Raw genomic sequence first — 22,224 nt, forward strand, 5'->3', positions numbered from 1 at the left:
TGATAATCAGTTGACTTCAGTCTTACAGCGCAAGCACCCACACGAATTGCTTGATTCAGTTGTTAAAGAGCGGTTGGTTAAGAGCTTTTCGTCTCAACCGAGGCGCGCATTCTACAGCGTCCTCTGTATCTGTCAAGCGGTTATTTTAAGAAGTTTTCAAAGTTTCCTTTGCAACTTCAACCACTTGCGCTTCGTTCGACTTACCGTCTCACGTCAGCGGGAGGCGAATTCTACAGCGTTACAACCTGCTGTCAACTCCTTTCTCACCGCTGTCGATTCAAGCATCTGAACCGAAGCGCTTCCTCGCTGCTTACTTCGTCCAACTCATTGATTCTCAAGAAGTTTTCCGTTTCGTCTGCGCCGGAAGTGGGGCGAATTATAGAGACATTCAGAGGGGCGTCAACCCCTATTTTCATTAAATTGTCATATCGGTCAGAAATAGCCTCAAACTCAAAGGGGCGAGCCTTTCGGCCCGCCCCTTTCCAGACACGATTACAAGCTTGGGAATGCGAATTGCGAAGCCTCATGGCTTGCGCGTTGAGGCCAGCGCTGCGTAATCGCCTTGCGGCGGGTATAAAAACGCACGCCATCGGGGCCATACGCATGGAGATCGCCAAACAAGGAACGCTTCCATCCGCCAAAGCTGTGATACGCCACAGGGACTGGCAGCGGAACGTTGACGCCCACCATGCCGACTTCGATCTCATCGCAGAACAGGCGCGCCGCCTCGCCATCACGAGTAAAGATGCAGGTGCCATTGCCGTACTCATGATCGTTGATCAGTTGCATGGCTTGCTCAAGGCTGTTCACTCGTACGATGCACAGCACCGGACCGAAGATCTCTTCTTTATAGATACGCATCTCGGGGGTGACCTGGTCGAAAAGGCAACCACCCAGGAAGAAGCCATCTTCATGACCTGAAACCGTCAGGCCACGACCATCAACAACCAGCTTGGCACCGGCACTGACACCGTCTTCTATATAGCCACTGACTTTGTCGCGATGCTGACCGGTCACCAACGGCCCCATGTCCAGCCCGCACGTTGTGCCTGCACCAATTTTCAGCGCCTTGATCTGCGGCACGAGTTTGGCGACCAACGCGTCGGCAACCTGATCGCCTACGCACACAGCCACCGAAATGGCCATGCAGCGTTCACCGCAGGAACCGTAGGCCGCGCCCATCAATGCACTCACGGCGTTGTCCAGATCGGCATCCGGCATCAGCACGGCATGGTTCTTCGCACCGCCCAACGCCTGAACGCGTTTGCCGCGCGCAGTCGCTTCTTTATAGATGTACTCGGCAATCGGCGTTGAGCCTACAAAACTCAGCGCTTTGACTTCCGGCGCCTCGATCAGCGCGTCGACCGCAGCTTTGTCGCCATGCACTACGTTCAATACGCCCTTGGGCAAGCCTGCTTCGTGCAGCAATTGAGCGATCAACAGCGTGGAGCTTGGATCACGCTCGGAAGGCTTGAGGATGAAGCAGTTGCCGCAAGCAATCGCCAGCGGGTACATCCACAGCGGCACCATGGCCGGGAAGTTGAACGGCGTGATGCCGGCGACGACACCCAGTGGCTGGAAATCGGACCATGCGTCAATGTTGGGACCGACGTTGCGGCTGTACTCGCCCTTGAGGATTTCCGGCGCGGCGCTGGCGTATTCGACGTTCTCAATACCACGCTTGAGCTCACCCGCCGCATCTTCCAGGGTCTTGCCGTGCTCCTCACTGATCAATTGAGCAATACGAGCCTCGTTCTGCTCCAGCAGTTGCTTGAAACGGAACATCACCTGAGCGCGCTTGGCGGGCGGCGTATTGCGCCACGCTGGAAAGGCGGCTTTGGCCGAGTCGATAGCCTGCTGCACGGTTTCACGGCTGGCCAAGGGAACCTTGTGAATCGCCTGACCAGTGGACGGGTTGAAGACGTCGGCGGTACGACCGGTGTCGCTGACAAACTCGCCATGAATCAGGTGTTGAATGGTGCTCATGCCTTAACTCCGAAAAAAAGTAGCCCGCAAGCGCAGCCCACGCTGCGCCTGTTGATAAAAGAGAGGGAATCAGTCGATCTGATTGAGCGCTTCGCCCACCGCATCGAACATGCGATCCAGATCCTGCGGCTTGCTGTTGAACGTTGGCCCGAACTGCAGAGTGTCGCCGCCAAAGCGCACATAGAAACCGGCTTTCCACAGCTTCATAGCCGTCTCAAAAGGACGAACGATCATGTCGCCGTCGCGCGCCGCGAGCTGAATCGCGCCTGCCAAGCCATAGTTGCGGATATCGACCACGTTCTTGCTGCCTTTGAGACCATGCAGCGAGTTTTCGAAGTGCGGCGCGGTTTCCGCGACTTGCTGCACCAGGTTTTCACGTTGGAGGATCTCCAGCGCGGCAAGGCCGGCTGCACACGCGACCGGGTGCGCCGAATAGGTGTAACCGTGAGGGAATTCGACCGCGTATTCAGGCGTTGGCTGATTCATGAACGTCTGGTAGATCTCGCTGCTCGCAATCACCGCACCCATCGGGATTGCACCGTTGGTGACTTGCTTGGCGATACACATTAGATCAGGGGTCACACCGAAGCTGTCAGCACCGAACATCGAACCCGTGCGGCCAAAGCCGGTGATGACTTCGTCGAAGATCAGCAGGATGTTGTGTTGATCGCAGATTTCGCGCAGGCGTTTGAGGTAGCCCTGGGGCGGAACGATCACGCCCGCAGACCCCGCCATCGGCTCGACGATGACCGCGGCGATATTCGAGGCGTCGTGCAGCTCGATCAACTTCAGCATTTCATCGGCCAAGGCGACGCCACCCTGTTCCGGCATGCCGCGAGAGTAGGCATTGCTGGCAAGCAAGGTGTGAGGCAGGTGGTCGACGTCCATCAACTGACCGAACATCTTACGGTTGCCGTTAACACCACCCAGGCTGGTGCCGGCGATGTTCACGCCGTGATAACCCCGGGCACGGCCAATCATCTTGGTCTTGGTCGCCTGACCTTTGAGGCGCCAGTACGCACGAACCATTTTCACTGCGGTGTCAGCGCACTCGGAGCCGGAGTCGGTATAGAAGACGTGATTCAGATTGCCTGGCGTCAGATCGGTGATCTTTTCCGCCAGTTGGAAGGACAGTGGATGGCCGAACTGGAAAGCCGGCGAGTAATCGAGTGTGCCCAGCTGCTTGGCAACGGCTTCCTGAATCTCCTTGCGGGTATGACCGGCGCCGCAGGTCCACAGGCCGGACAAGCCGTCGTAAATCTTGCGACCTTTATCGTCTGTCAGGTAACTGCCATGCGCTGCAACGATCAGTCGAGGATCGCGCTGGAAATTGCGGTTGGCGGTGTAGGGCATCCAGTGCGCATCAAGCTTCAGCTGGCTGGCCAGAGACATATCGGACGATTCAGGCATATTCATTGGAATTAACCTCACAAGGGTGTGGGTGGCCTGTCTTCGCACAGTTAAGCCAGCGCAGGGAGCAGGACCGGGTTGCAGCTAACTTGCCACGGGCATAAAGTCTGGAAAACCCTGCTTTTATGATCTTTAGTTGGCCGACTACTAAACTATGAGCACACGACGTTCCGATCCACTGGCACAAGTCAGCGACTTTGATATCCGCCTACTGCGCATCTTTCGAAGCGTAGTCGAATCGGGGGGCTTCTCTGCCGCCGAAAGCGCGCTGGGCATTGGTCGCTCGGCGATCAGCCAACAGATGAGCGATCTGGAGCAGCGTCTGGGTTTACGCTTGTGTCAACGTGGCCGCGCGGGGTTTTCTCTGACAGAAGAAGGCCGTGAGGTCTATCAGTCGTCACTGCAGCTATTAAGTGCGCTGGAAAGTTTTCGCACAGAAGTAAATGGCCTTCACCGACACCTGCGCGGCGAACTGAACATTGGTCTGACGGATAACCTGGTCACCCTTCCCCACATGCGAATCACCCACGCGCTGTCACAACTCAAGGAGCGTGGACCGGATGTGCACATCAACATCCGCATGATCGCGCCCAACGAAGTGGAGCAAGGCGTGCTCGATGGCAGTTTGCATGTCGGCGTTGTGCCCCAGGCCAGCGCCTTGTCCGGCCTTGAATACCAGCCGCTCTACAGTGAACGCTCCCTGCTCTACTGCGCCGTAGGTCATCCATTGTTTTACGTCGATGACGCGCAACTGGGTGATGACCGTCTCGCCGATCAGGAGGCCATCGCACCGACCTTTCGTTTGCCTGCGGACATTCAGGCTCACTACCAGGCGCTCAAATGCACCGCCAGCGCTTCGGACCGGGAAGGCATGGCATTTCTGATTCTCACAGGACGCTATATGGGGTATCTGCCGGACCACTACGCGAGCTTCTGGGTCCAGCAAGGCAGATTGAGAGCGTTAAAGCCGCAGACCCGATTTTATGACCTGAGTCTTGTAACCGTGACACGAAAGGGGCGTCGCCCCCATTTGGTGCTGGAGAGTTTTCTGGAAAGTCTGGCTGCCACACGATGAGGCCGAAAAGCGCTACACCGACAGAACTAAACGCGATCTAGAATGCGTTTATAAATTTTAAAATCGTTATTTTTCATAAAGATAAACAATATAGAACAGTAGCTACCTGATCGACTGGACAGGTTTTTGCAACAACGGCCAGTGTCGGTATAGCGCGAGACGATCTCACGCGCATCGCCGACATGGCCAAACACAAAAACCGAGAGTCCAGCATGCAGCCTGAAGCGCCCGACAATAACGACCTGATCTACGGCCTCAACGACAGACCCAGCCCGGCACCCGCGACCCTGGCTGCCATTCAGCACGTGCTCGCGGCCTTCGTCGGCATCATCACGCCGCCACTGATCATCGGGTCGGCATTAGGACTGGGCGCTTACTTGCCTTACCTGATCAGCATGGCGTTGATGGTTTCAGGTGTTGGCACGTTCATCCAGGCGCGTCGTCCGTTCGGTATCGGTGCGGGAATGATTTGCCTGCAAGGGACCAGCTTCGCGTTTCTCGGCGCGGTGCTGTCTGCGGGGTTCATGGTCAAGCAACGTGGTGGCAGCCCCGAAGACATCATGGCGATGGTGTTCGGTGTGTGTTTCTTCGGCGCCATCGTGCAGATTGTCCTCAGCCGTTTTATCGGCCAGTTGCGCCGTATCATCACGCCGTTGGTGACCGGCATCGTGATCACGCTGATCGGCGTCAGCCTGATCAAGGTCGGCGTGACTGACCTGGGCGGCGGCTTCAACGCCCCCGATTTTGGCGAGCCGATCAACCTTGCGCTGGGCGTTTTCGTGCTGTTGGTGATCATTCTGCTTAACCGCTCGAGCACCCCGTGGGTGCGTCTGTCGGCAATCATCATCGGGCTTGCGGTCGGGAGCATCGCGGCATGGTTCTGTGGAAAACTCACGCCCCACGCCATCAGCGGCGTTGCGTTGATCAGCATGCCTACGCCTTTCCGGTTCGGATTCAACTTTGACTGGTCGGCATTCCTGCCGGTCGCACTGATATATCTGATCAGCAGTATCGAAACCGTCGGCGACCTGACCGCCAACTGCATGCTTTCTCGCGAACCGATCAAAGGCCCTGGTTACATTGCCCGTCTCAAAGGCGGCGTACTGGGTGATGGCGTGAGTTGCATGATCGCCGCCACCTTCAGCGCCTTTCCCAACACCACGTTCGCCCAGAATAATGGCGTGATTCAGCTCACGGGCGTTGCCAGTCGTTATGTAGGGCTCTACATCGGCGCGATCCTTTTTCTACTCGGACTTTTCCCGGTCATCGGTGCGATTCTTCAGCAAATCCCGAAGCCCGTGCTGGGCGGCGCGACCCTGGTGATGTTCGGCAGCGTGGCCGCCGCTGGCGTTCGGATTCTGGCGCAATCCACGCTGGATCGCCGCAGCATGTTGATCATTGCGACGTCGTTCGGCGTCGGCCTGGGCATCGCCGCGCAACCGACCTTGCTGCACCATTTGCCACAGCTGGTACAAAACCTGTTTGATTCGGCGATCACCAGTGGCGGTCTGACGGCGATTGCGATGTGTCTGTTGTTGCCAGAGAGCAAAGAGACCCTTGCAGAAAAAAAGCAGGAGATGGAGGCATTTGAGCACTAATTTCCACTGCCAACGCTTGTCGGATCGTCACGGGTGCGTTATCTGTTCACCCCGTCGCACCCAATGATCCGTCTGGAACCGCCCATGACCCTTGAAGTCCCTGCTCACAGCGCCAGCGCCACCAAACCGGCGAGCCGCATTCGTCAAAAGAATGAAGAAGCGATCATGAAAGCTGCCGAGGACGAGTTCGCCCGTCACGGATTCAAAGGCACCAGCATGAACACGATCGCGCAGAATGCAGGCCTGCCAAAAGCCAACCTGCACTATTACTTCACCAACAAGCTGGGTCTGTACATCGCGGTCCTGAGTAACATCATTCAACTGTGGGACAGCACCTTCAACCATTTGAAGGTTGAAGACGATCCGGCGCAGGCCTTGGCCCATTACATCCGCGCAAAAATGGAATTCTCCCGTCGCCAGCCGCAGGCCTCGCGCATCTTCGCGATGGAAATCATCAGTGGCGGCGAATGCCTGAACGAGTACTTCAGCCAGGATTATCGCCAATGGTTTCAGGGGCGGGCCGGCGTGTTTCAGGCCTGGATTGACGCAGGCAAAATGGACCCGGTCGATCCGGTTCACCTGATCTTCCTGCTGTGGGGCAGCACGCAGCATTACGCTGACTTCGCCACGCAGATCTGCCAGGTCACCGGCCGTACACGCCTGACCAAGCAAGACATGGAAGAAGCGGGCAATAACCTGATTCGCATCATCCTCAAGGGTTGCGGGCTCACGCCACCGATCTGATCCACGAACCACCTTAGCGTCTGGCTGGAACCGTCAATGCCTTCAACCCTCGTCGGCCCTTGCGAATTTCGCGAGGAGATTCGCAAGAGCCGCTTCATAACGCTTGCGGCGCCCATCAACAGCCCGGCCGACGCTCAAGCGTTCATCGAGCAGAACAGTGACCTCAATGCCACGCATAACTGCTGGGCCTGGAAACTGGGTGCGCAATACCGCAGCACGGACGACGGCGAGCCGGGTGGCACGGCCGGTCGGCCGATTCTGGCGGCCATTGAAGCGCAGGATTTCGACCAGGTCGTGGTGCTGGTGATTCGCTGGTACGGCGGAATCCAGTTGGGCACCGGCGGATTGGCGCGGGCCTATGGTGGCGGGGCCAATAAATGCCTGCAACAGGCCGCACGCTTGCCACTGATCAATCGTGTCTCATTGACCTTAGACTGCACGTTCAGCGAACTGGCGCTGGTGAAGTTGCGGCTCGCCGAACTCAATGGCGTGGTGGAAAACGAAGATTTCCTCGCCAATGGCGTCGCGCTCTCAATCGCGGTAGGGCCTGAGCAGATCGACACCTTGCAGCGCCAGCTTTCTGACCTCAGTCGCGGACGCATCGTGCTCCAGCGCAAACCCGACCTCTGATCTGACCCGTTGCGCGTTCTTGAGGATGTGACGGTTGCCCACAACTACTGTGCATCCGCCTGTGGACAAGCTGAGCACATACCCCCGCAGGCCTTGATTCACATGGGTTAGCGGGTTCTGGTTATTTTTTAACCAAACCACTTATCCACCGTATAAATAGACCAGAAAACAGGGTGTTAGAGTGCCTTATCGCCACCCGCTCCTACTCTGCGCGGGCTTATACCCAGTAGTTGAGCTTGCGCACATTAACTGTGGATCAACCTGTGGATAACAGGTGCAACGCTGTCCACAGTGCCGGGGATATCTTGCTCGCCGCTGACTGGTCATTTTTCATACAAATTTATTGAACCAAATTGACTCGCCCTTGAAATACGGCGCCCAGTCATGGTGCTCCTGCGCCCCCACGAATCTATCTTTTCAAAGCGCAAGGGCGCTCCGGCGAGGGATAAGGTTCCTGGGTCGGCCGCCTGCACGCCATGTCACGACCGGGTTCAGAGCGGATCGTGGTACCCACCTATCAGTACCGCGCTAAAAACCTGACCAGCTGGCCAAGAAATTGCTAAGTGCAGTAGCGATCCTTTGTCATCGAGCCCGTCATGCCTCATTCAACGACTCACCCGCGCCTGCAACTGCGCCACATCACCAAGCAATATCCAAGATGTCTTGCCAACGACGCCATCGACCTGACCATCCAGCCCGGCGAGATCCACGCGTTGCTCGGCGAAAATGGCGCGGGCAAAAGCACCTTGATGAAAATCATCTACGGCGTGGTCCAGCCCGATGTCGGGCAGATCATCTGGCAAGGTCAGCCGCTTTCCATGCGCAACCCCGCTCAAGCGCGGGCGCTCGGCATCGGGATGGTATTTCAGCATTTTTCGCTGTTCGAAACGCTGACTGTCGCGCAGAACATCGCCTTGGCGATGGGGGCTGCCGCCGGTACGCCAAAACAACTGGAGCCGAAAATTCGCGAGGTTTCGCAGCGTTACGGCATGGCCGTCGAGCCTCAACGTCTGGTGCATAGCCTGTCTATCGGTGAGCGGCAAAAAGTCGAAATCATCCGTTGCCTGATGCAAGACATTCGCCTGCTGATTCTTGATGAGCCGACGTCGGTGCTGACGCCGCAAGAAGCCCAGGACTTGTTTGTCACTCTGCGTCGACTGGCCGAAGAAGGCTGCAGCATCCTCTTCATCAGCCACAAGCTGGGCGAGGTGCGCGCGCTATGCCACAGCGCGACGGTGTTGCGTGGCGGCAAGGTGTCAGGGCATTGCGTGCCCAACGAATGCAGCGATCTGCAACTGGCGCGTTTGATGGTGGGTGATGCGCAAGGTTTGGTCGCTCAGTATCCGAAAGCCGTAGGCAACGCGCCTTTTCTGCACGTGGAAAAGCTGTCTTGGCACAACCCGGACCCGTTCGGCTGCTCGCTGATCGAGGTTGATCTGCAGGTGCGCAGCGCGGAGATCGTCGGCATCGCCGGGGTCGCCGGTAATGGCCAGGATGAATTACTTGCGCTGCTGAGCGGCGAGCAAACATTAAGCCGGGCGCAAGCGCAGCGCATCCGGTTTGGCGAGCAAGGCGTTGCTCATCTGCGCCCGGACGCCCGACGTCGACAAGGCCTGGCCTTCGTGCCCGCCGAACGCCTGGGCCATGGCGCCGTACCGGACATGAGCCTGGCGGATAACGCGCTGTTGACCGCTTTTCAGCAGGGACTTGTCAGCAAGGGCCTCATCCAGCGCGGCAAGGTTGAGGCCTTGGCTCACACCATCATCGAGCGCTTTGCGGTGAAAACACCGGACGCGCGAACCGCCGCCCGAAGTCTGTCAGGCGGCAACCTGCAGAAATTCATCCTGGGCCGCGAAATCCTGCAGAACCCCAAACTGCTGGTGGCCGCGCACCCGACCTGGGGCGTGGATGTGGGCGCGGCAGCCGCCATTCATCGTGCGTTGATTGCCTTGCGCGACGCCGGCGCGGCCATTGTGGTGATCTCCGAAGACCTCGACGAGTTGTTTCAGATCAGTGATCGGGTCGGGGCGTTGTCAGGCGGCCGCCTGTCGACGCTGTTGCCGACCGCGCAAACCACGCAGGTGCAGATCGGCGGCTGGATGGCCGGGCAATTCGACACCGATCATTTACCTCAACCCGACGCCGCGTCGCACATTTAAAGGAGACTCCCATGCTGCTTTCACTGGAATCGCGCGGCCGAGAGTCGCGTGCCATGTTGTGGTTTTCGCCCGTTCTGGCGGCCATGCTGACCCTGGCGTCGGGATCGTTGCTGTTCATCGCGCTCGGACTCGATCCGCTGCTGACCCTGCACACCTTGTTGATCGCACCGGTCAGCGACCTCTATGGCGTGTCCGAACTGATGGTCAAGACCTTGCCGATCCTGCTATGCGCGCTGGGTCTGGCCGTGGCATACCAGGCGCGGATCTGGAACATCGGCGCCGAAGGTCAATTGCTGATCGGCGCACTGGCAGGCAGTGCCGTGGCGGTCAACGTGATCGACATCGACAGCCGCTGGGTGCTGGTGCCGATTCTGTTGATCGGCATCACGGCAGGTGCCGCATGGGCTGGCCTGACGGCTTGGTTGCGCACGCAGTTCAACGCCAATGAAATCCTCACCAGCATCATGCTCAACTACATTGCGCTGAACCTGCTGCTGTATTTCGTACATGGCCCGCTGAAAGATCCGGCAGGCATGAATTTCCCTGAGTCCGCCATGTTCGGCGACGCCAGTCGTCTGCCGCTGCTGACCGAAGACGGTCGCGTACACGCCGGGGTTTATTTCGCGCTGCTCGCGCTGGTCGCGGTCTGGGTGTTGCTGCAGCGCAGCTTTGTAGGCTTCCAGATCAAGGTCCTCGGCCTGGACAAACGCGCCGCCGGGTTCGTCGGCTTTCGTGAAAAGCGTCTCGTCTGGCTGGCGTTGATGATCAGTGGCGCACTGGCCGGGTTGGCAGGTGTCTGCGAGGTGACCGGCCCGATCGGTCAATTGGTGCCTCAGGTGTCGCCTGGGTACGGCTACGCCGCGATCACCGTGGCTTTTCTTGGCCGGCTAAATCCGCTCGGAATTCTGTTTTCGAGCCTGTTGATGGCGTTGCTGTATCTGGGCGGCGAAAGCGCGCAGATGACCCTTAATTTGCCGCAAGCCATCACACAACTGTTTCAGGGCATGATGCTGTTCTTCCTGCTGGCCTGTGACGTGCTGATTCTCTACCGCCCGCGCCTCAAACTGCGCTGGGCCCGCCGCCAGATGGCCACTGTGCCGGGAGCCGTGTGATGGATATCGATCTGCTGAGTAATATCTTTTTCGCCACGGTACGTTGCGGCACGCCGCTGTTGCTGGTGGCGCTGGGGGAGCTGGTCTGTGAGAAGAGCGGCGTTCTCAACCTCGGTCAGGAAGGCATGATGCTGTTCGGTGCGGTGATCGGTTTCATCGTTGCGTTCAGCACGGGCAATCTGTGGCTGGGTGTCTTGCTGGCGATCCTGGCGGGCATGCTCCTTTCGTCGCTGTTCGCGCTGGTTGCGCTGGTGTTCAACGCCAATCAGGTCGCGACGGGGCTGGCACTGACGATCTTTGGCGTCGGGCTTTCCAGTTTCGTCGGCGCCGCCTGGGTTGGTAAACCGCTGTCGGGGTTCGAGCCGCTGGCCATTCCTTACTTGAGCGATATTCCGCTGATCGGGCGGATGCTTTTCGCGCAAGACATCCTGGTTTACCTGTCCTTCGCGATGTTCGCGGTGGTGGCCTGGACGCTGCTGAAAAGCCGTGCGGGGTTGATTATCCAAGCGGTGGGCGAAAACCCTGACGCAGCGAGTGCGATGGGCATTCCCGTGCTGCTCGTTCGCACCCTGGCGGTGCTGTTCGGCGGTGCAATGGCGGGGCTTGCCGGCGCTTATCTGTCGCTGGCGTATACACCGATGTGGGCGGAAAACATGAGCGCTGGTCGTGGCTGGATTGCCTTGGCGCTGGTGGTGTTCGCCAGTTGGCGCGTCGCACGGGTGTTGTTGGGCGCGTACCTGTTCGGCTTCGCCAGCATCCTGTATCTGGTCGCTCAAGGCATCGGCCTGGCGATCCCTTCGAACCTGCTGGCGATGCTGCCGTATGTCGCGACCATCGTGGTGCTGGTGTTACTGTCGCGCAATGCACTGCGCACCCGACTGTACGCACCGGTGTCCCTGGGACAGCCTTGGCAGTCGGGGCACTGATTCACGCAAGAGGACGACCGTTGCGCCGGAAAACCAAATTCCTGGAGCCCGCCGCGGTCAACTCTCCTGATGCTGCCTCGTTTCGTTTTCCAAGGAGTTAATCATGCCTGCCAACAAAACTGCATTGATCATCGGCGCTTCCCGAGGTTTGGGTCTCGGCCTGGTCAAACGCCTGACCGAGCAAGGCTGGGAGGTCACCGCGACCGTTCGCGATCCGCACAATGCTGAAGAATTGAAAGCCGTGCCTGGCGTGCACCTGCAGACGCTGGACATGGACGAGCAATCGTCGCTGGAAGTGCTTACCCATAACCTCAAAGGTCAGGTGTACGACGTGCTGTTCGTCAACGCCGGCATCATGGGCCCCAAACATGAAAACCCGACCGACGCCACCGCCGGCGAGCTGGGTCAGTTGTTCCTGACCAACGCGGTTGCCCCCATTCGTCTGGCCAAACGCTTCGTCAATCAGATCCGCCCGAACACCGGCGTCATCGCGTTCATGAGCTCGGTGCTGGGCAGCGTCACGATGCCCGACGCACCGGAAATGGCGTTGTACAAGGCCAGCAAAGCGGCCCTGAACTCGATGACCAACACCTTCTTCACTCAATTGGGCGACAACAAACCTACGGTGCTGTCGATGCACCCGGGCTGGGTCCGCACGGCCATGGGCGGCGAAGGCGCCGACATCGACGTGGACACCAGCGTGCGCGGGCTGGTCGAACAGCTTGAGCGGTTTGCCGGAGAAGGTGGCCATCACTTCGTGAACTACAAGGGTGAAACGATTCCTTGGTGACGCCATAGGATCGCAGGAGCAGGCTTGCTGGCGAATGCGTTGGGTCAGGTGTATTCACATCGACCGACCTGCCGTATTCGCTGCCGTCGTAACCTGCGACGTCTCCCACGGGTTTGTAGCGGTCACAACACCGCGTCCTGGTGTTTACCAAAAGGTGAATGCCAATACTTGATCGAAAGGTCAACTCAGCTCTAAACTCCGCACCCTCGCCTTGTGGCTCATTCGAAGCCGCGGCGACCCTGGATCAGCAGACAGGGCAACACTGAGCTGGCGACCTGAACCCACTTTCAGAGGAGCCGGCCAATGCCTGCGATCCGTATCTGGTTGAAAAATCCCCTTGCTGTGTTTACCGCCAACGACCTTGATGCCCGAGACGGGCTGGTGGTGGAAAACGGTGTCATTGTCGAAATGCTCGCGGCCGGCCAATCGCCTTCGGCGCCGTGCGATCAAACGTTCGATGCCCGTGAACATGTGCTGCTGCCGGGCCTGATCAATACTCATCACCACTTCTATCAAACCCTGACCCGTGCCTGGGCACCGGTCGTCAATCAACCGTTGTTTCCGTGGCTGAAGACGCTGTACCCGGTGTGGGCGCGCCTCACTCCAGAAAAGCTGGCGCTCGCCACGAAAGTCGCACTGACCGAATTGCTGTTGTCGGGCTGCACCACCGCGGCCGATCACCACTACCTGTTCCCGGACGGTCTGGAGAACGCAATCGATGTGCAGGTGCAGAGCGTCCGCGAACTGGGCATGCGCGCAATGCTGACGCGCGGCTCGATGAGTCTGGGCGAAGCCGACGGCGGTTTGCCGCCGCAACAGACCGTGCAGCAAGGACAGGTGATTCTGGACGACAGCCAACGCCTGATCGACACCTATCACGAACGCGGCGACGGCGCGCAAATCCAGATTGCGCTGGCGCCTTGCTCGCCGTTTTCGGTGACCACTGAAATCATGTCCGAGAGCGCCGTGCTGGCAGAAAAGCTCGACGTTCGTCTGCACACGCATCTGGCGGAAACGCTGGATGAAGAGGACTTCTGCCTGCAACGCTTCGGCCTGCGCACCGTGGATTATCTGGACAGCGTCGGGTGGCTCGGACCGCGTACCTGGCTGGCTCACGGCATTCATTTCAACGAGCAGGAGATCGCGCGACTCGGCCAAGCCGGCACCGGGATCTGCCACTGCCCAAGTTCGAACATGCGCCTGGCGTCGGGTATCTGCCCGACACTGGACCTGATCGCGGCCGGTGCGCGGATCGGCTTGGGTGTGGACGGCTCCGCCTCCAACGACGCATCGAACATGATGCTGGAAGCCAAGCAGGCGCTGTACCTGCAGCGCTTGCGTTACGGGGCAGAAAAGATCACCCCGGAACTGGCGTTGGGCTGGGCGAGCAAAGGCTCGGCGACGCTGCTGGGCCGCAGCGATATCGGCGAACTGGCAGTCGGAAAACAGGCCGACCTTGCGATGTTCAAGCTGGACGAGCTGCGTTTCTCAGGCAGCCATGATCCGCTCTCCGCGCTGTTGCTTTGCGGGGCGGATCGGGCCGATCGCGTCATGATTGGCGGCCAGTGGCGCGTGATCGACGGTCAGGTCGAGGGGCTGGACCTGAAAGGCTTGATCGCAGACCACCGGCAGGCGGCGGCTGAGCTGATCAACGGCTGACGGTGCATCCGGCTTCTGGCGTGCGGCCAGAAGCCAGACCGTCACAACCCCAGCAACGAAAGCATGACGAAGGTCGCGAACAACACGAAGTGAGTCATGCCTTCGATGGCGTTGGTCTCGCCGTCATTCAGGTTGATGGCGCTGACCACCAGCGTGACGAGGATCATCACGGTCTGTACCGGCGTCATCGCCATCTGGAACGGCTGGCCGGTGTACAGCGCCATTGCCTCCATCACCGGCACCGTCAGAATCACCGTCGACAAAGACGCACCCAACGCGATGTTGACCACCGACTGCATGCGGTTTGCCAGTGCGGCTCGCAGGGCCGTAAGAATCTCGGGCGCGGCGGAAATCGCTGCGACCAGAATCGCGGTCATCACCGGCGGCGCGCCGCTGCCTTCAAGGCCCAGGTCGACCGTCTTCGACATGACCTCCGCCAGCGCACCGATGATCACCACGCCGAACACCAGCGTGCCGATGGACCGCGGCAGATTCACCGGTTCGCTCGGCTGTTCAGGCTGATCCTTGCGGCGTTTCTTGTCGGGGTAGCTGTAACTGAAGAAGTAACTGTGGGGCCCGACCTGCATGCGTAAAAACAAGCCGTAGAGCAGGACCATCGCGCCAATGGTAAACGCCGAATAGACCTTCCATTTCGACTCCGGAATGAATTCGGGCACGACCATCGACACGGCCATCGCCGTCAGGATCATCACGCTGTAGGACCGCGCCGAATCATCGTTGTAGGACTGCTCGCCGTGCTTGAGCCCGCCCATTAACGCCGCCAGCCCGAGAATCCCGTTGATGTCGAGCATGACGGCTGAGTAAATCGTGTCGCGCACCAGCGTCGGTGACGGCTCGTTGCTCATCATGATCGCCAGGATGACCACCTCTACCAATACCGCTGACAGGGTCAGGATCATCGTGCCATAGGGGTCGCCGACTTTTTCCGCGAGCAATTCGGCGTGATGCGCCACGCGCATGGAGGCGCAGACGATGAACCCTACCAGCGCGATGCCTGCGATCAGCGCGACGGTGTTGCCGTGCCCCAGTAATTGATGCTCGAACGGGTACGCGAAGCAGGTCGCAATCACCGCCAACAGAAGAAACTTTTCTTGCTTGAGTATCGTGCCCATCGCTGCCTTTTCGCCTCTGCGACCCAGGCCGCACATCCATGAAGGTTTAACTGTTCAAGCGGTTGAGAGTGCTGGTTGTAAATAAAGGTTTCAAGACAGGCCTGATACAGCCTTCTTTTGTGGGAGTGAATGCCTTCGCGAACGCTATTTCAGCCGATAAAGAGGCATCTGCTGTACAGGCCCCTTGTGAATGAATTCGCCCACAGAGGGTTGACCCGTTGCACCGGTTCGTAGCGCCCAGCGCGTTGGACGCACTGTCCGCGAACACACGCCCGCCGCCACCGATCCCGAGATCTCGTTGAATCCCGCCACGCACGCAGACCTGTCTTATTGGTCAGCTTTTTGCATTGGGTCCAACGCCCCGCCCAGACGGCCCGGCCCACAAGACCAAAGGAGCTCGACCTGCATGCTTTCCACCCTTCACTTACGTCGTCCGCTGAAAAAACTGTTGTGCGCCATGGCCGCTGTCGTTGGCCTGAGCTCCAGTCTGTTGGCCGTTGCGGCAGATCCATTGAAAGTCGGATTCGTTTACATCGGGCCGATTGGCGACCACGGCTGGACCTATCAGCATGAGCAGGGCCGTCAGGCGATGGCCAAAGCACTGGGCGACAAGGTGACGACCAGTTTTGTCGAGAACGTACCGGAAGGCGCCGACGCAGAGCGTGTCATCCGCAACATGGCCAAGAGCGGCTACGACCTGGTGTTCACCACCTCGTTCGGCTACATGAACCCGACGCTGAAGGTCGCCAAGCAATTCCCCAAAGTGACTTTTGAACACGCAACTGGCTACAAGCAGGACAAGAACATGGGCACGTACCTGGCCCGCACCTACGAAGGCCGCTATGTGGGTGGTTTCCTCGCAGCCAAGATGACCAAAACCAAAAAAATCGGTTATGTCGCCTCGTTCCCGATTCCAGAGGTCTTGCGTGACATCAACGCGATTCAACTGGCGCTGAACACATACAACCCAGGCACCGAAATCAAAGTGGTGTGGGTCAACTCCTGGTTCGATCCGGGCAAGGAAGCGGACGCCGCCAACGCGTTGATCGATCAGGGCGCCGACGTGATCTTCCAGCACACTGACAGTCCGGCCCCGATTCAGGCTGCAGAGCGTCGTGGCGTGTACGCCGTGGGGTACGCCTCGGACATGGCGCATTTTGGTCCGAAAGCCGTGCTGACCTCGATCGTCAACAATTGGGGCCCGCATTACATTCAGGCCACGCAATCGGTCATCGACGGCACCTGGAAATCGCAGGATTACTGGGGTGGTCTGAAAGAAGGCACGGTTGAACTGCCGATCAGCGACCTGGTGCCCGCCGACGTAAAAAGCGAAGCGCAGAAGATCATCGCTGACATCGAGAGCGGCGCGTTCCATCCGTTCACCGGCCCGATCAAGGATCAGGCGGGGGCAGTGAAGATTCCTGAGGGGAGCATCGCAACCAACGCAGAACTTGCGTCGATGAACTATTACGTGGAAGGGGTGAAGGCGGAGTTGCCGAAGTAGGGCAATCCCTGGTCTCAGCATCTGTGGGAGCGCGCTTGCCTGCGATTGCTTTCTGTCATTCCACACCTGCGAACCTGACACACCGCATCGCGGGCAAGCGCGCTCCTACAGTGAGTGATAGCTGCCTAAACGGAGTACACATGAACCCGCTTCCCGTCATCGACATTTCCCCGCTCTACGCTCAAGACGATCAGGCCTGGCACGAGGTTGCCCGGCGCATCGATGCGGCGTGCCGTGAATGGGGTTTCTTCTACATCAAGGGCCACCCGATCAGCGCCGAACGTATCGAGCACGTGATCGGCAGCGCTCAGCGTTTTTTCGCCCAGCCCCTGAGCGAGAAGCTGAAAATCGACATCACCCAAAGCCAGCATCATCGCGGGTACGGGGCGATTGCCACCGAGCAACTGGACCCTGATCTGCCCAGCGATCTGAAGGAAACCTTCGACATGGGTCTGCATCTGCCTGCCGATCATCCCGACGTGCTGGCGGGCAAGCCGTTGCGCGGACCTAACCGTCACCCTGATCTGCCGGGGTGGCAGGCACTCATGGAACAGCATTACCGAGACATGCAGGCCCTGGCCCTGACGCTGCTAAGGGCCATGACCCCGGCGTTGGGCATCGAACGCGACTTCTTCGATCAACGCTTCGAGCAACCCGTCAGCGTGTTGCGGATGATTCACTACCCGCCCCGCCACACCGCCACCAGCGAACAGCAACAAGGCGCGGGCGCTCACACCGACTACGGCTGCATCACCTTGCTTTACCAGGACGTCGCCGGAGGTCTTCAGGTGCGTGATGTTCGCGGCCAGTGGGTCGATGCGCCGCCCATCGATGGCACCTTCGTGGTCAATCTGGGGGACATGATGGCGCGCTGGAGTAATGATCAGTACGTGTCGACGCCGCACCGGGTCATCAGTCCGCTGGGCGTCGATCGCTATTCGATGCCGTTCTTCGCCGAACCGCATCCCGATACCCGTGTTGAATGCCTGCCCGGCTGCACCGACGAGCACCATCCTCCACTCTACCCACCGACCACGTGCGCCGAGTTTCTGCTGTCACGTTTCGCCGACACCTATGCCTACAGAAGGGAGCAAGACGCGACGGTCTGAACCGTCCGGTCAGGTTTTCACCCAGCCGCCGCGCTCAACTCTGTAGAATGCCCATCATTGCACCTGATGAGAAAAGCACATGTACGACTGGTTGAATGCCCTGCCCAAGGCTGAATTACACCTGCATCTGGAGGGCTCGCTAGAGCCTGAACTGCTGTTCGCCCTGGCTGAACGCAACAAGATTGCCCTGCCCTGGAATGACGTCGACGCCCTGCGCAAGGCGTACGCGTTCAACAACCTGCAGGAGTTTCTCGACCTGTACTACCAGGGCGCGGACGTCCTGCGCACCGAGCAGGATTTCTACGACCTGACCTGGGCCTATCTGCAACGCTGCAAGGCCCAGAACGTCATCCACACCGAACCCTTCTTCGATCCGCAGACCCACACCGATCGCGGCATTGCGTTTGAAGTCGTGCTGAACGGCATCGCCGGTGCATTGAAAGACGGCAAGGAGCAACTAGGTGTCGGCAGCGGCCTGATCCTCAGTTTCCTGCGCCACCTGAGCGAAGAAGAGGCCGAGAAAACCCTCGACATGGCCCTGCCGTACCGTGACGCGTTCGTCGCCGTCGGTCTGGACAGTTCTGAAATGGGGCACCCGCCGAGCAAGTTTCAGCGGGTATTCGATCGTGCCCGCAATGAAGGCTTCCTGACCGTTGCGCACGCTGGCGAAGAAGGCCCGCCCGAGTACATCTGGGAAGCACTGGACTTGTTGAAGATCCAGCGCATCGACCATGGCGTGCGCGCGATCGAAGACGAACGCTTGATGCAACGCATCATCGACGAGCAAATTCCGCTCACGGTATGCCCGCTCTCAAACACCAAGCTCTGCGTGTTCGACCACATGAGCCAGCACAACATCCTCGACATGCTCGAGCGTGGGGTGAAGGTCACGGTGAACTCTGATGACCCGGCCTACTTTGGCGGGTACGTGACTGAAAACTTCCAGGCGCTGCACGAGCATCTGGGCATGACCCAGGATCAGGCGAAACGTCTGGCGCAGAACAGCCTCGATGCGCGGTTGATCAAGCCCTGATACCAAGGGCTTGCTACACACCTTCAGCAGCCATGCGGTTTGCCAGCGGTGCGGATGTCAACATCGCCACCCTCGCCAAACCGTGCGGCGCGTATTGCGCCGGCAATCCTCAAGCGGCCGCCGCAATCTTGTTGATTTCACGCTGCCCGTTCGACGACACCTGAAGCGTGCAAGCCTCCTCCGTCGTGCGCAACCAACCCAACTGCATGAACAGTTGCAGTAACCCGGCGCCCAAGGCACCGCCAAGGTGCGGGCTCACCTCGTTGCAATCGGCGCAGGCACACACGGTTTCCCGCTGCCTGTGAGCCAGTGCAGGCACGAAGATTCCGCGTTCGGCAAACCGTGAAATCCCGACGTTCGTCACCTCCAGGCGCTGATCGGACTGTTCGATCCAGCCCGCCCCCAGCATGCGCTGGTACAACTCCGTCCCCAGTTCCCCGCCGAGATGATCGGCGCACACGCTCGCGCGGCGTAATGGCAACGGAGGTAACGGCTGCGCGACACTGCGATTGACCACTTCGGCACTGATCATCGAAGCACTGGCCAGCGCCTGTACCGCCGCGCCGACTTCCGGCGCGGCCAGTCTGAAAAACCGCTTTCGCCCGCGCACTTCCTGCCGGAGCAATCCGCCGGAGGCCAAACGCGCCAGGTGCGCACCCGCCGAGGAGGTCGACAAGCCTGCCAGCAATGCCAACTCGTCGGCCGCTCGCGAGGTCCCGTCCATCAATGCCCACATCATCGCACTGCGCTTGGGATCCGCCAGCAGCGCGGCAATCTGACTGATGCAAGGTGCGTGTTCCATGTCTTCACTCCCTGTTGAAACATTCGTCTACTACGAGGACCGGCTCGCCATGCACGGTATGCCGCCATGATCGTTGCATGGCACACATGATGGCGTTGATCTGCATCACCTCATGGAAACTCTGAACGGCCTGATTCGCCCAGTCGTACAGATTGGCTCAAGCCGTCAGGACAGTTTCAATGTTGCGCCAGTAATGGGATCCACGGTGGGTGCACAGTATAAGCGTTGCATCTACGCAGAGAATTGGCTTCACCAAGTCGGATGTTGAAGCTTGTCAGCCCCTTAGGTAAAACATCGGGCAAAGGGTCGCATTCCCTCGATGCCGCGACATGCTTCACAAAGCAGCCAGAAACCGCTTCGCACGGGCTTGTCAGTCCTCTTTGGGTAACAGTGGATGATTAATACCGAGGCAAATGCCTACAGCGAATATTCCAAAAACTCTCAAGAAAAAAATCCGCTGATCAAACAGGAACACCGGATTTATCCACTGAAAAAACTGTCCTGATTGTTTCTGCACAAAGCCAATGTAAGAAGATTCTATTTTTCAAGTAGTAAACAACTGTGGCGAAATCCAATTCATTCGCACATCAGAAACATCCGGTGTATGTAACTCCACGCTTATCTGCCTGCTATCAGAAGGGTTCGGCAACGTCATCACGTCGCCGAACGGGCGTCACAGTCGTACATCGACAGGCGGGTTGAGGGCATCGCGTTTCAAATGTGCACGTCGGGTGAGCATGGCCAGACTCACAGCCAGAACGCCACACAAGGTAATGACGGTCGCCATGGGCACGGCAGTGCCGTCATGCAGCACACCGACCAACGCCGCTGCGCCCGCCGCCACACTGAATTGAAGGCATCCCAGCAGCGCCGACGCGCTGCCGGCACGCTTGCCCTGCCCGGCCATCGCGCAAGCCGAGGCATTGGGAATGATGCACCCCAGACTGGCGATGTAGATGAACAGCGGGACCAGCAGCGGCCAGAGCTTTTCGGTGTGCAGCGAGGCGATCCCGAGTAAAACCAGTGCCGCGGCGAGGTAAAGCCAGACCATGCGCGACAACAACCATGCGGGGCCGAAACGGCCGACCAGGCGGGCATTGACCTGTGCGACCAGGATGAAGCCTGCCGCGTTTGTACCGAACAGCCAGCCGTAGTGCTCGGCCGGGACGCCGTACAGCTTGATGAACACGAATGGAGAACCTGCGATGTAGGAAAACATTCCGGCCATCGCGATGCCGCCGGTCAATGCATGGCCCAGAAAAATCCGGTCCCCGAACAGGCGCCAGTAGGAACCCAATGCGCCGGACAACGGCAGCCGCGGATGACCGGCCGGCATGCTTTCCGGAAGCCCCCACGCAACAGCCGCTGCCGTCATTGCACTGAACAGGGTCAACGTCATGAAAATCGTCTGCCAGCCGTACACATTCACCAGCAGACCGCCGAGCATCGGCGCCAGGATCGGGGCCAGTCCCATCACCAGCATCAGCTGCGAAAACACTTTTGCCGACTCAACGGGGGAACATTTATCACTGACGATCGCCCGCGACAGCACCATGCCGGCGCACCCACCCAACGCCTGAACGAAGCGGGCAGCGATCAGCCACTCCAGAGTCGGCGCGAAGGCGCACGCCAGCGAAGCCAGCGTGAACAAACCCACGCCGAACAACAGCGGCAGGCGTCGGCCAAAACGGTCGGCGATCGGCCCATAGGCCAGTTGCCCGATGCTCAAGCCGAGGAAGTAAGAAGCCAGCGTCAACTGAACGTGTTGTTCATCCGTTGCGAACGCCAATGCAATGGCCGGAAAACCGGGCAAATAAAAGTCGATGGCCAATGGGCCAAAAGCGCTGAGTGCGCCAAGGATCAGGATCGTTCGCAGGTTCATTCATCTTCCTAAGCAGTTTCGCGCAGCGGGACAGTCTACCAACCCTGAATCTTCGCAGGCCGTCGACAAGAAAATTACTAAAAGTTTTTTCAGGCTACTGAGCCGTCAGGCAGAAATTCGGAACTAATCACGGTATACCGGGCATCGGTTAATGGATTTCTCACAACGCTTTTACACATAACTCACAGATCCGCTTCTAGACTTTTTACATAAGTCGAGGATACGGAAATGAATACGCGTTGGGTTGTGCTGTGGTGCTGCTTGGTTGTCGCCGGATGTCAGTCTACCCACGACCAGTTACTGGCCGAAGGTTACCCGCCGGCATTTGCGGACGGTTTTCAGGATGGTTGCGGGAGTGGTCGGCAGTCCGTGGATATCATGAAAGGGCAATACAAAAAGGACGTGCCGCGCTATTTGCGCGACACGATTTACGCGCAAGGCTGGAGCGACGGATTCCGCCAGTGCCAGGCCCAACTGGAAAACCGCAATGTTCAGGATCAGGGGCGAGACAGCATCTGGAACGACCGGGACCGCGCCTGGGAGCAACAGAAAACCCAGGACGCCGCCAAGGCTTATCGCTCTCACTGACGCTCACGTCGTTGCGGGACATTTGGCGAAACTTATCGAATGCGATCATGGCCCAACGTTCATGAACGTGAACAGGAGAGCACC

18 protein-coding genes are annotated in these 22,224 nt (G+C 58.9%); 13 read left to right on the forward strand and 5 right to left on the reverse strand.

Features of this window, described 5'->3' with window-relative positions; translation table 11 throughout:
- Positions 1–492: 492 nt before the first annotated feature.
- The gene (locus tag AB4N84_RS05850; RefSeq protein ID WP_074756181.1) at positions 493–1,986 is read right to left on the reverse strand and encodes a CoA-acylating methylmalonate-semialdehyde dehydrogenase; all 1,494 of its coding nucleotides are present in this window, start codon (positions 1,984–1,986) and stop codon (positions 493–495) included.
- Positions 1,987–2,055: 69 nt separating this feature from the next.
- Positions 2,056–3,402 (reverse strand): omega-aminotransferase AptA, encoded by a 1,347-nt coding sequence (aptA, locus tag AB4N84_RS05855; protein WP_460045569.1) that lies wholly within the window; start codon positions 3,400–3,402, stop codon positions 2,056–2,058.
- 148 nt (positions 3,403–3,550) lie between these two features.
- Between aptA and AB4N84_RS05860 the strand changes: the two genes are divergently transcribed.
- The 9 genes from AB4N84_RS05860 (at position 3,551) to AB4N84_RS05900 (ending at position 14,089) form a co-directional block, all read left to right on the forward strand.
- Positions 3,551–4,471 (forward strand): LysR family transcriptional regulator, encoded by a 921-nt coding sequence (locus tag AB4N84_RS05860; RefSeq protein WP_460045570.1) that lies wholly within the window; start codon positions 3,551–3,553, stop codon positions 4,469–4,471.
- A 212-nt stretch (positions 4,472–4,683) separates the two neighbouring features.
- Positions 4,684–6,069, forward strand: coding sequence for a uracil-xanthine permease family protein (locus tag AB4N84_RS05865; RefSeq protein ID WP_460046947.1), 1,386 nt, complete (start codon positions 4,684–4,686; stop codon positions 6,067–6,069).
- A gap of 84 nt (positions 6,070–6,153) precedes the next feature.
- Positions 6,154–6,813: a TetR/AcrR family transcriptional regulator gene (locus AB4N84_RS05870; protein ID WP_460045571.1), complete on the forward strand. Its 660-nt coding sequence runs from the start codon at positions 6,154–6,156 to the stop codon at positions 6,811–6,813.
- A gap of 36 nt (positions 6,814–6,849) precedes the next feature.
- Positions 6,850–7,443 carry an IMPACT family protein gene (locus AB4N84_RS05875; protein WP_460045572.1) on the forward strand — a complete coding sequence of 198 codons (594 nt, stop codon included), beginning with the start codon at positions 6,850–6,852 and terminating at the stop codon, positions 7,441–7,443.
- A 596-nt stretch (positions 7,444–8,039) separates the two neighbouring features.
- The gene (locus tag AB4N84_RS05880; RefSeq protein WP_460045574.1) at positions 8,040–9,602 is read left to right on the forward strand and encodes an ABC transporter ATP-binding protein; all 1,563 of its coding nucleotides are present in this window, start codon (positions 8,040–8,042) and stop codon (positions 9,600–9,602) included.
- Between the two features lie 11 nt (positions 9,603–9,613).
- Positions 9,614–10,714 (forward strand): ABC transporter permease, encoded by a 1,101-nt coding sequence (locus AB4N84_RS05885; protein ID WP_460045575.1) that lies wholly within the window; start codon positions 9,614–9,616, stop codon positions 10,712–10,714.
- Complete coding sequence (locus AB4N84_RS05890) at positions 10,714–11,640, forward strand: ABC transporter permease (RefSeq protein ID WP_460045576.1); 927 nt, start codon at positions 10,714–10,716, stop codon at positions 11,638–11,640. Before AB4N84_RS05885 ends, AB4N84_RS05890 begins: the two co-directional genes overlap by 1 nt.
- Before the next feature lie 103 nt (positions 11,641–11,743).
- A complete protein-coding gene (locus tag AB4N84_RS05895; protein WP_460045577.1) occupies positions 11,744–12,430 on the forward strand; it encodes an SDR family oxidoreductase in 687 nt (228 codons plus the stop codon).
- Between the two features lie 303 nt (positions 12,431–12,733).
- Complete coding sequence (locus AB4N84_RS05900; protein ID WP_460045578.1) at positions 12,734–14,089, forward strand: 8-oxoguanine deaminase; 1,356 nt, start codon at positions 12,734–12,736, stop codon at positions 14,087–14,089.
- A gap of 41 nt (positions 14,090–14,130) precedes the next feature.
- Here AB4N84_RS05900 and AB4N84_RS05905 read toward each other — a convergent pair whose 3' ends face one another.
- Positions 14,131–15,222 (reverse strand): calcium:cation antiporter, encoded by a 1,092-nt coding sequence (locus AB4N84_RS05905; protein ID WP_460045579.1) that lies wholly within the window; start codon positions 15,220–15,222, stop codon positions 14,131–14,133.
- Between the two features lie 406 nt (positions 15,223–15,628).
- On the opposite strand from AB4N84_RS05905, the gene AB4N84_RS05910 reads away from it, so the two are divergent.
- From AB4N84_RS05910 to AB4N84_RS05920, 3 genes are all read left to right on the forward strand, one after another.
- Positions 15,629–16,726 carry a BMP family ABC transporter substrate-binding protein gene (locus AB4N84_RS05910; RefSeq protein WP_460045580.1) on the forward strand — a complete coding sequence of 366 codons (1,098 nt, stop codon included), beginning with the start codon at positions 15,629–15,631 and terminating at the stop codon, positions 16,724–16,726.
- 140 nt (positions 16,727–16,866) lie between these two features.
- A complete protein-coding gene (locus AB4N84_RS05915; RefSeq protein WP_460045581.1) occupies positions 16,867–17,835 on the forward strand; it encodes a 2-oxoglutarate and iron-dependent oxygenase domain-containing protein in 969 nt (322 codons plus the stop codon).
- A gap of 79 nt (positions 17,836–17,914) precedes the next feature.
- Positions 17,915–18,868, forward strand: coding sequence for an adenosine deaminase (locus AB4N84_RS05920; protein ID WP_074756205.1), 954 nt, complete (start codon positions 17,915–17,917; stop codon positions 18,866–18,868).
- Between the two features lie 109 nt (positions 18,869–18,977).
- Here AB4N84_RS05920 and AB4N84_RS05925 read toward each other — a convergent pair whose 3' ends face one another.
- Positions 18,978–19,670, reverse strand: a complete 693-nt coding sequence (locus AB4N84_RS05925; protein ID WP_074756207.1) for an ArsR/SmtB family transcription factor — start codon at positions 19,668–19,670, stop codon at positions 18,978–18,980.
- 673 nt (positions 19,671–20,343) lie between these two features.
- Complete coding sequence (locus AB4N84_RS05930; protein WP_460045582.1) at positions 20,344–21,552, reverse strand: multidrug effflux MFS transporter; 1,209 nt, start codon at positions 21,550–21,552, stop codon at positions 20,344–20,346.
- A 228-nt stretch (positions 21,553–21,780) separates the two neighbouring features.
- Here AB4N84_RS05930 and AB4N84_RS05935 point away from each other — a divergent pair, with 228 nt between their 5' ends.
- Positions 21,781–22,140 (forward strand): hypothetical protein, encoded by a 360-nt coding sequence (locus tag AB4N84_RS05935; RefSeq protein ID WP_460045583.1) that lies wholly within the window; start codon positions 21,781–21,783, stop codon positions 22,138–22,140.
- Positions 22,141–22,224: the final 84 nt, after the last annotated feature.

The organism is Pseudomonas sp. S2_H01 (assembly GCF_054668305.1).

Excerpts from the sequence above, each read along its gene's own strand:
- AB4N84_RS05850 (WP_074756181.1), bottom strand. The coding sequence starts at position 1,986 with ATGAGCACCATTCAACACCTGATTCATGGCGAGTTTGTCAGCGACACC.
- aptA (WP_460045569.1), bottom strand. The coding sequence starts at position 3,402 with ATGAATATGCCTGAATCGTCCGATATGTCTCTGGCCAGCCAGCTGAAG.
- AB4N84_RS05860 (WP_460045570.1), top strand. The coding sequence starts at position 3,551 with ATGAGCACACGACGTTCCGATCCACTGGCACAAGTCAGCGACTTTGAT.
- AB4N84_RS05865 (WP_460046947.1), top strand. The coding sequence starts at position 4,684 with ATGCAGCCTGAAGCGCCCGACAATAACGACCTGATCTACGGCCTCAAC.
- AB4N84_RS05870 (WP_460045571.1), top strand. The coding sequence starts at position 6,154 with ATGACCCTTGAAGTCCCTGCTCACAGCGCCAGCGCCACCAAACCGGCG.
- AB4N84_RS05875 (WP_460045572.1), top strand. The coding sequence starts at position 6,850 with ATGCCTTCAACCCTCGTCGGCCCTTGCGAATTTCGCGAGGAGATTCGC.
- AB4N84_RS05880 (WP_460045574.1), top strand. The coding sequence starts at position 8,040 with ATGCCTCATTCAACGACTCACCCGCGCCTGCAACTGCGCCACATCACC.
- AB4N84_RS05885 (WP_460045575.1), top strand. The coding sequence starts at position 9,614 with ATGCTGCTTTCACTGGAATCGCGCGGCCGAGAGTCGCGTGCCATGTTG.
- AB4N84_RS05890 (WP_460045576.1), top strand. The coding sequence starts at position 10,714 with ATGGATATCGATCTGCTGAGTAATATCTTTTTCGCCACGGTACGTTGC.
- AB4N84_RS05895 (WP_460045577.1), top strand. The coding sequence starts at position 11,744 with ATGCCTGCCAACAAAACTGCATTGATCATCGGCGCTTCCCGAGGTTTG.
- AB4N84_RS05900 (WP_460045578.1), top strand. The coding sequence starts at position 12,734 with ATGCCTGCGATCCGTATCTGGTTGAAAAATCCCCTTGCTGTGTTTACC.
- AB4N84_RS05905 (WP_460045579.1), bottom strand. The coding sequence starts at position 15,222 with ATGGGCACGATACTCAAGCAAGAAAAGTTTCTTCTGTTGGCGGTGATT.
- AB4N84_RS05910 (WP_460045580.1), top strand. The coding sequence starts at position 15,629 with ATGCTTTCCACCCTTCACTTACGTCGTCCGCTGAAAAAACTGTTGTGC.
- AB4N84_RS05915 (WP_460045581.1), top strand. The coding sequence starts at position 16,867 with ATGAACCCGCTTCCCGTCATCGACATTTCCCCGCTCTACGCTCAAGAC.
- AB4N84_RS05920 (WP_074756205.1), top strand. The coding sequence starts at position 17,915 with ATGTACGACTGGTTGAATGCCCTGCCCAAGGCTGAATTACACCTGCAT.
- AB4N84_RS05925 (WP_074756207.1), bottom strand. The coding sequence starts at position 19,670 with ATGGAACACGCACCTTGCATCAGTCAGATTGCCGCGCTGCTGGCGGAT.
- AB4N84_RS05930 (WP_460045582.1), bottom strand. The coding sequence starts at position 21,552 with ATGAACCTGCGAACGATCCTGATCCTTGGCGCACTCAGCGCTTTTGGC.
- AB4N84_RS05935 (WP_460045583.1), top strand. The coding sequence starts at position 21,781 with ATGAATACGCGTTGGGTTGTGCTGTGGTGCTGCTTGGTTGTCGCCGGA.